Raw genomic sequence first — 7,648 nt, 5'->3', positions numbered from 1 at the left:
GCGGGAATAGCTCAGTTGGTAGAGCACGACCTTGCCAAGGTCGGGGTCGCGAGTTCGAGTCTCGTTTCCCGCTCCAATTCTTATCTACAGTGAAATTATCCACAACGAATATCGCGTTGGGGCACGTTTTGTTCCGCTTTCGTCAGATCCTTGTAAACAGACTTATCCACAGGACGGCCCATTACTCCTGGAATGCAAAAAATCATACCTGACGCGTAGAATTTCTATAATTTACTGAAAAGTATAGAAAAAATAAGATTTCAAAACGTTAGCGTTATTGTCTGTTCCTTTTTTCCCTCTTGAATCGCAATGTGTTTTTATTTTTATACACAGCCTGTGAATAATTCAGGCATCGCGCACCAGCCCTTTTTCAATCACCCTGACCAGACGCTGTTTTTTCGGTAGCTGCACTTCAATGATGCAGGCGTTGCGCTTTTCAATTTGTTGCGCAATCGCCCATTCGATATGCTCATCAAGAAGTGGATGCTCACCCTTGCGGCTTTCCAGCGCCGTAATGACGGCATTACTCCACGGCGCATTCCCCAGCGCGACGGCAACATTGCGCAGCCAGCGTAAATGGCCAATGCGCCGAATCGCAGAACCTTCAGTGACTTTCAGAAACTGCGCTTCGCTCCAGCTAAACAACTCAAGCAAATCTGGGTTATGCAGCGCCTTGCGTGGGCTAAAATCTGCTTCGTCGGTCAACTGAGAGTAACGATTCCACGGACAGATAAGCTGGCAGTCATCGCAGCCGTAAATACGGTTGCCTATCAGTGGGCGAAATGCTTCCGGAATAGCGCCTTCCAGCTCAATGGTGAGATAAGAAATACAGCGCCGCGCGTCCACCGTATACGGTTCGACAATCGCCCCGGTCGGGCAAATGGTCATACAGGCGACGCATTTGCCGCAACCTTCCTCGACCGGCTGGTCGACCGGCAGCGGTAAATCAATCAACAATTCCCCCAGGAAAAAGAATGAGCCTGCCTCCCGATTAAGGATAAGTGAGTGCTTACCCGTCCAGCCAAGTCCGGCTTTTTCCGCTAATGGGCGTTCAAGAATAGGCGCAGAGTCGACAAACGGTCTAAAATTCAGCGAACCGCAGTACTGTTGGATCTGCTCGCCCAGTTTTTTAAGGCGGCTGCGTAACAGCTTGTGATAATCACGCCCCAGCGCATATCGGCTAACGTAGCCCAGCGTGGGATCCTTCAACGTACTGGCAAACGCGGCGTTGGCGGGCAGATAGTTCATGCGCACGCTGATGACACGTAGCGTACCGGGTAAGAGTTCATGAGGCCGGGCGCGCATCATACCGTGGCGCGCCATCCATGCCATCTCGCCGTGGTATTGTTTGTCCAGCCACGCCTGCAGCGCAGGTTCGGATGCGCGCAGATCGGTATCAGTAATACCGACCTGCTGAAAGCCCAGCTCCAGCCCCCACTGCTTAATATTTTGCGCTAACTGATTGAGATCGAGGGGCTTTGACATGATGGACCATAACATGAAGAAAAACCCTGTAAGTATACCACACTCCATTTGGCCCGCCGATGACATCAAACGGCTGGAACGCGATGCGGCGGATGCCTTCGGACTCACACTCTATGAATTGATGCTGCGCGCTGGCGACGCGGCATTTCGGGTAGCCCGTGACAGTTATCCTGACACCCGACACTGGCTGGTGTTGTGTGGTCATGGCAACAACGGCGGCGATGGTTACGTCGTGGCGCGACTAGCGCAAGCGGCGGGCATTAGCGTAACGTTGCTGGCGCAGGAGAGCGACAAACCGTTGCCTGAAGAAGCGGCGCAGGCGCGCGATGCCTGGCTGAATGCCGGCGGCATTATCCATGCTGCCGATATTATCTGGCCGGAAGCGACGGATCTAATTATCGACGCGCTGCTTGGCACCGGTATAGCCCAGGCGCCGCGCGACCCGGTAGCCGGTCTGATTGAACAGGCGAACGCCCATCCTGCGCCGGTTGTCGCCGTCGATATCCCGTCAGGCCTGCTGGCGCAAACGGGCGCCACGCCTGGCGCGGTGATAAGCGCCGCGCATACGGTCACGTTTATCGCCCTGAAACCAGGCTTGCTGACCGGCAAAGCGCGTGACGTTACCGGCATATTGCATTATGACGCGTTGGGACTGGAAGGCTGGCTGGCGAGCCAGACGCCGCCGCTCCGGCGTTTTGACGCGACGCAGTTGGGGCAATGGTTAACGCCGCGTCGACCGACCTCGCATAAGGGCGATCATGGTCGTCTGGCGATTATCGGCGGCGACCAGGGAACAGCGGGCGCAATTCGGATGGCTGGCGAGGCGGCGCTGCGTACGGGGGCTGGGTTGGTCAGAGTACTGACCCGCGGTGAAAACATCGCGCCGTTGCTGACGGCCCGCCCGGAACTGATGGTACATGAACTCACGCCTCAGTCGCTGGAAGAGAGCCTGGCCTGGGCTGACGTTGTGGTGATCGGCCCGGGGCTTGGGCAGCAGGAATGGGGCAAAAAAGCCTTACAGAAAGTAGAAAACGTCCGTAAACCTATGCTGTGGGATGCGGATGCGTTGAACCTACTGGCAATCAATCCTGATAAACGTCACAATCGCGTGATTACGCCGCATCCGGGAGAGGCGGCCCGCCTGTTAGGATGTTCTGTGGCAGAAATTGAAAGTGATCGCTTACTTTCAGCACAGCGTCTGGTAAAACGGTACGGAGGCGTGGTCGTGTTAAAAGGCGCAGGAACGATTATCGCCGCTGAACACCACCCTCTGGCTATCATTGACGCTGGTAATGCGGGGATGGCGAGCGGCGGAATGGGCGATGTCCTGTCCGGCATCATCGGCGCATTGCTCGGACAGAAGTTTACCCCGTATGATGCGGCATGTGTGGGATGTGTGGCTCACGGCGCGGCGGCGGACTTACTGGCAGCGCGTTATGGCGCTCGCGGCATGTTGGCGACCGATCTTTTTACTACGCTGCGGCGTATTGTTAACCCTGATGTGATTGACGTAAACCATGATGAATCGAGTAATTCCGCTACCTGACGAACAGGCGACGCTAGACCTGGGGCAACGGGTAGCCAACGCCTGCGATGGCGCGACCGTTATTTATCTGTATGGCGATTTAGGTGCCGGTAAGACGACGTTTAGCCGGGGATTTTTACAGGCGTTAGGCCATAACGGTAATGTAAAAAGCCCCACCTATACGCTGGTAGAGCCTTATGCGCTTGATAACATGATGGTATATCACTTCGACTTATACCGTCTTGCGGACCCGGAGGAGCTGGAGTTTATGGGTATTCGCGATTATTTCGCCAACGACGCCATTTGTCTGGTGGAGTGGCCGCAACAAGGTAAAGGCGTTCTCCCCGACCCGGACGTCGAAATCCATATTGATTACCAGGCGCAGGGGCGTGAGGCTCGCGTAAGCGCGGTATCCTCATCGGGTCATTCGTTACTGGCGCGTTTAGCCGATTAGCTATAAAGGTGGCGGGATGATTTATCGCATCAAAAATGCCGTAATAGCAGCCTTAATCCTGCTGTGCGCGCAGGCGGGCGCCGCCAGTCTCTCTGATATTCAGGTGTCCAACGGCGAGCAGCAGGCGCGCATTACGCTGAGTTTTATCGGCGAGCCGGAATATGCTTACTCACAGGACGGTAAACGTACCGTGGCGCTGGATATCAGGCAGACCGGCGTGATTCAGGGGCTGCCGCTTCAGTTTAGCGGTAACAATCTGGTGAAAACGATCCGTGCCGGAACGCCGAAAGATGCGCAATCTTTACGGTTGCTTGTCGATCTGACGGAAAATGGTAAAACCGAGGCTGTGAAGCGGCAAAACGGCGGCAACTATACGGTCATTTTCACCATTAATGCCGATGTTCCGCCGCCGCCGCCACCGCCTGTCGTCGCGAAACGGGTTGAAAGCGCGCCCCGCCCGACGGAGCCGGCCCGTAATCCGTTTAAATCTTCTGATGATCGCCTGACCGGCGTAACCAGCAGCAATACCGTTACGCGGCCTGCGGCGCGCGCGTCGGCAGGCGCTGGCGATAAAGTGGTGATTGCTATTGATGCCGGACATGGAGGCCAGGACCCCGGCGCAATAGGCCCGGGCGGTACGCGCGAGAAAAATGTCACCATCGCTATCGCGCGTAAGTTACGCACATTACTGAATAACGATCCGATGTTTAAAGGCGTGCTGACGCGTGACGGCGACTATTTTATTTCGGTGATGGGGCGGTCTGACGTGGCGCGTAAGCAAAACGCCAACTTCCTTGTCTCTATTCATGCGGATGCCGCGCCAAATCGCGACGCCACCGGCGCCTCCGTCTGGGTATTGTCCAATCGTCGCGCGAACAGCGAAATGGCAAACTGGCTTGAACAGCATGAGAAGCAATCCGAACTGTTAGGCGGCGCTGGCGATGTGCTGGCGAACAGTCAGTCAGACCCTTACCTGAGCCAGGCGGTACTGGATTTGCAATTCGGTCATTCGCAGCGGGTAGGGTATGATGTGGCGACGAACGTACTAAGCCAACTCGACGGCGTGGGGTCGCTGCATAAACGTCGCCCGGAACACGCGAGCCTGGGCGTGTTGCGTTCGCCGGATATCCCGTCCATTTTGGTGGAGACGGGCTTTATCAGTAATCACGGCGAAGAGCGATTGCTGGCGAGCGACCGCTATCAGCAGCAGATTGCTGACGCTATATACCGGGGGTTGCGTAAGTACTTTGCAGAGCATCCGATCCAGTCTGCGCCGCAGGGCGGCCCAGGCCAGACGGCCAGTACCAACCAGCCTGGCGCCATAACCGCCGCGAATTAAGGAGATTTCATGCCGATTCAGGTTCTGCCGCCGCAGCTTGCGAACCAAATCGCCGCTGGCGAAGTGGTGGAACGCCCTGCGTCGGTTGTTAAAGAGCTGGTAGAGAATAGTCTGGATGCAGGTGCCACCCGCGTTGATATCGACATCGAGCGTGGCGGCGCGAAGCTTATTCGTATTCGTGACAATGGCTGCGGCATTAAAAAAGAGGAGCTGGCGCTGGCGCTGGCCCGTCATGCCACCAGTAAAATCGCCTCGCTTGACGATCTGGAAGCGATTATCAGTCTGGGATTTCGCGGCGAAGCGCTGGCCAGTATCAGTTCGGTCTCGCGTTTGACGCTAACGTCGCGCACGGCGGAGCAGGCGGAAGCCTGGCAGGCGTATGCGGAAGGGCGCGACATGGACGTGACGGTAAAACCCGCCGCGCACCCGGTCGGCACCACCCTGGAAGTTCTGGATCTCTTTTATAATACGCCCGCCCGGCGCAAATTCATGCGTACCGAAAAAACGGAATTTAATCACATCGATGAAATCATCCGTCGTATTGCATTGGCCCGCTTTGACGTCACGCTTAACTTGTCGCACAACGGCAAATTGGTACGGCAGTATCGCGCTGTCGCAAAGGACGGGCAAAAAGAGCGCCGGTTAGGCGCCATCTGCGGGACGCCGTTTCTCGAACAGGCACTGGCGATCGAGTGGCAGCATGGCGATCTGACCCTGCGCGGTTGGGTCGCCGATCCGAATCACACCACCACGGCGTTAACGGAGATCCAGTACTGCTATGTGAATGGCCGCATGATGCGCGACCGCTTGATCAACCATGCCATTCGCCAGGCCTGTGAAGATAAACTGGGCGCGGACCAACAGCCTGCGTTTGTGTTGTATCTGGAGATTGACCCGCATCAGGTGGATGTCAATGTTCATCCCGCCAAGCACGAAGTGCGTTTTCATCAATCCCGGCTGGTGCACGACTTCATCTATCAAGGGGTGCTGAGCGTTCTGCAACAGCAGACGGAAACGACGCTGCCGCTGGAGGAGATTGCGCCAGCGCCGCGGCATGTCCCGGAAAACCGTATCGCCGCCGGGCGCAACCATTTTGCTGTACCCGCCGAGCCAACTGCGGCGCGCGAGTCCGCGACACCGCGTTATTCCGGCGGCGCATCGGGCGGCAACGGCGGGCGTCAGTCCGCAGGTAGTTGGCCGCACGCGCAGCCAGGTTATCAGAAGCAGCAGGGCGAGGTTTATCGCGCGCTTTTACAGACGCCGACGACGAGCCCCGCGCCGGAGCCGGTTGCGCCTGCGCTTGACGGACATAGCCAGAGTTTTGGTCGCGTACTGACGATAGTCGGCGGTGACTGCGCGTTGCTGGAACACGCGGGGACTATCCAGCTCTTGTCGCTGCCGGTTGCGGAGCGTTGGCTGCGTCAGGCGCAGCTTACACCGGGTCAAAGTCCGGTTTGCGCGCAGCCGTTGCTGATTCCGCTGCGTTTAAAAGTGAGCGCCGATGAAAAAGCCGCACTGCAACAAGCCCAATCTTTGTTGGGAGAGTTGGGTATTGAATTTCAGTCAGATGCGCAGCATGTGACCATTCGGGCGGTGCCTTTACCCTTACGACAACAAAATTTACAAATCTTGATTCCTGAACTGATAGGCTACCTGGCGCAACAGACCACATTTGCAACGGTCAATATTGCACAATGGATAGCGCGTAATGTGCAGAGCGAACATCCGCAGTGGTCAATGGCGCAGGCCATATCGCTGCTGGCGGATGTTGAGCGGCTATGTCCGCAGCTGGTAAAAGCGCCGCCGGGTGGCCTGTTACAACCTGTTGATTTACATTCGGCGATGAACGCCCTGAAGCATGAATGATGTAAGTAAGGCGAGCCTGCCTAAGGCGATATTTTTGATGGGGCCGACGGCCTCCGGCAAAACGGCGCTGGCGATAGAACTGCGTAAAGTTTTGCCAGTAGAGTTGATAAGCGTTGATTCCGCCCTCATTTATCGGGGAATGGATATTGGCACGGCTAAGCCGAATGCCGATGAGCTGAAAGCGGCGCCGCATCGACTGCTGGATATACGCGACCCGTCGCAGGCGTATTCGGCGGCGGATTTTCGCCGCGACGCGTTAGCGCAAATGGCGGAGATCACCGCTGCGGGGCGTATCCCGCTGTTAGTGGGCGGTACCATGCTGTATTTTAAGGCATTGCTGGAAGGGTTATCGCCGCTGCCTTCAGCAGATCCGGAAGTCAGATCCCGGATAGAGCAGCAAGCAGCGGAGCTTGGATGGGAGGCGTTGCATCAGCAACTTCAGGAGATAGATCCGGTTGCCGCCGCGCGAATTCATCCAAATGATCCGCAAAGACTTTCCCGGGCACTGGAAGTTTTTTTCATTTCGGGTAAAACTTTAACGGAGCTAACGCAAACGTCAGGAGACGCGCTACCGTACCAGGTGCATCAGTTCGCTATCGCCCCGGCGAGCCGTGAACTGCTCCATCAGCGCATTGAACTGCGTTTTCATCAGATGTTGGCTTCAGGTTTTGAAGCAGAAGTCCGGGCGCTTTTTGCCCGAGGAGATTTGCATACGGACTTGCCTTCCATCCGTTGTGTGGGATACCGCCAGATGTGGTCATACATTGAGGGCGAAATCTCATATGATGAAATGGTTTATAGAGGTGTTTGCGCCACGAGACAGTTGGCGAAGCGCCAGATGACCTGGTTGCGCGGTTGGGAAGGGGTGCGCTGGCTTGACAGTGAGAATCCCGATCGGGCGCGAAAAGAAGTATTACAGGTTGTTGGTGCTATCGCAGACTGAATGTGTACAATTGAGACGTATCGTGCGCAATTTTTC

6 protein-coding genes and 1 tRNA gene are annotated in these 7,648 nt (G+C 56.3%); 6 read left to right on the top strand and 1 reads right to left on the bottom strand.

What is annotated here, in order from left to right:
* Positions 1 to 76 (top strand) — tRNA-Gly (locus ACLJRE_RS12375).
* 269 nt (positions 77 to 345) lie between these two features.
* On the opposite strand, the gene queG is transcribed toward ACLJRE_RS12375, so the two are convergent.
* Positions 346 to 1,485 (bottom strand): tRNA epoxyqueuosine(34) reductase QueG, encoded by a 1,140-nt coding sequence (queG, locus tag ACLJRE_RS12370; protein ID WP_001670426.1) that lies wholly within the window; start codon positions 1,483 to 1,485, stop codon positions 346 to 348.
* Between queG and nnr the strand changes: the two genes are divergently transcribed.
* Genes nnr through miaA form a run of 5 tightly spaced genes read left to right on the top strand, consistent with a single transcriptional unit; the run spans position 1,484 to position 7,612 of the window.
* Entirely contained in the window at positions 1,484 to 3,031 is a 1,548-nt protein-coding gene (nnr, locus tag ACLJRE_RS12365) for a bifunctional ADP-dependent NAD(P)H-hydrate dehydratase/NAD(P)H-hydrate epimerase (RefSeq protein ID WP_000968674.1), read from the top strand. The two genes, queG and nnr, sit on opposite strands and share 2 nt — an antisense overlap.
* Positions 3,003 to 3,464: a tRNA (adenosine(37)-N6)-threonylcarbamoyltransferase complex ATPase subunit type 1 TsaE gene (gene tsaE, locus ACLJRE_RS12360; protein WP_000981984.1), complete on the top strand. Its 462-nt coding sequence runs from the start codon at positions 3,003 to 3,005 to the stop codon at positions 3,462 to 3,464. The genes nnr and tsaE overlap by 29 nt, the downstream gene beginning before the upstream one ends.
* 16 nt (positions 3,465 to 3,480) lie before the next feature.
* Entirely contained in the window at positions 3,481 to 4,803 is a 1,323-nt protein-coding gene (gene amiB / locus ACLJRE_RS12355) for an N-acetylmuramoyl-L-alanine amidase AmiB (RefSeq protein WP_000640356.1), read from the top strand.
* A gap of 9 nt (positions 4,804 to 4,812) precedes the next feature.
* Complete coding sequence (gene mutL / locus ACLJRE_RS12350; protein WP_001122562.1) at positions 4,813 to 6,669, top strand: DNA mismatch repair endonuclease MutL; 1,857 nt, start codon at positions 4,813 to 4,815, stop codon at positions 6,667 to 6,669.
* Positions 6,662 to 7,612: a tRNA (adenosine(37)-N6)-dimethylallyltransferase MiaA gene (miaA, locus tag ACLJRE_RS12345; protein ID WP_001000734.1), complete on the top strand. Its 951-nt coding sequence runs from the start codon at positions 6,662 to 6,664 to the stop codon at positions 7,610 to 7,612. Before mutL ends, miaA begins: the two co-directional genes overlap by 8 nt.
* The last annotated feature ends 36 nt before the right edge of the window (positions 7,613 to 7,648 follow it).

The sequence above is a fragment of the Salmonella sp. SAL04157 genome (assembly GCF_046551635.1).
GTDB lineage: Bacteria > Pseudomonadota > Gammaproteobacteria > Enterobacterales > Enterobacteriaceae > Salmonella > Salmonella enterica.
Note: the sequence above shows the minus strand (reverse complement) of the source record. Positions and strands in the feature narration are given on the sequence as shown.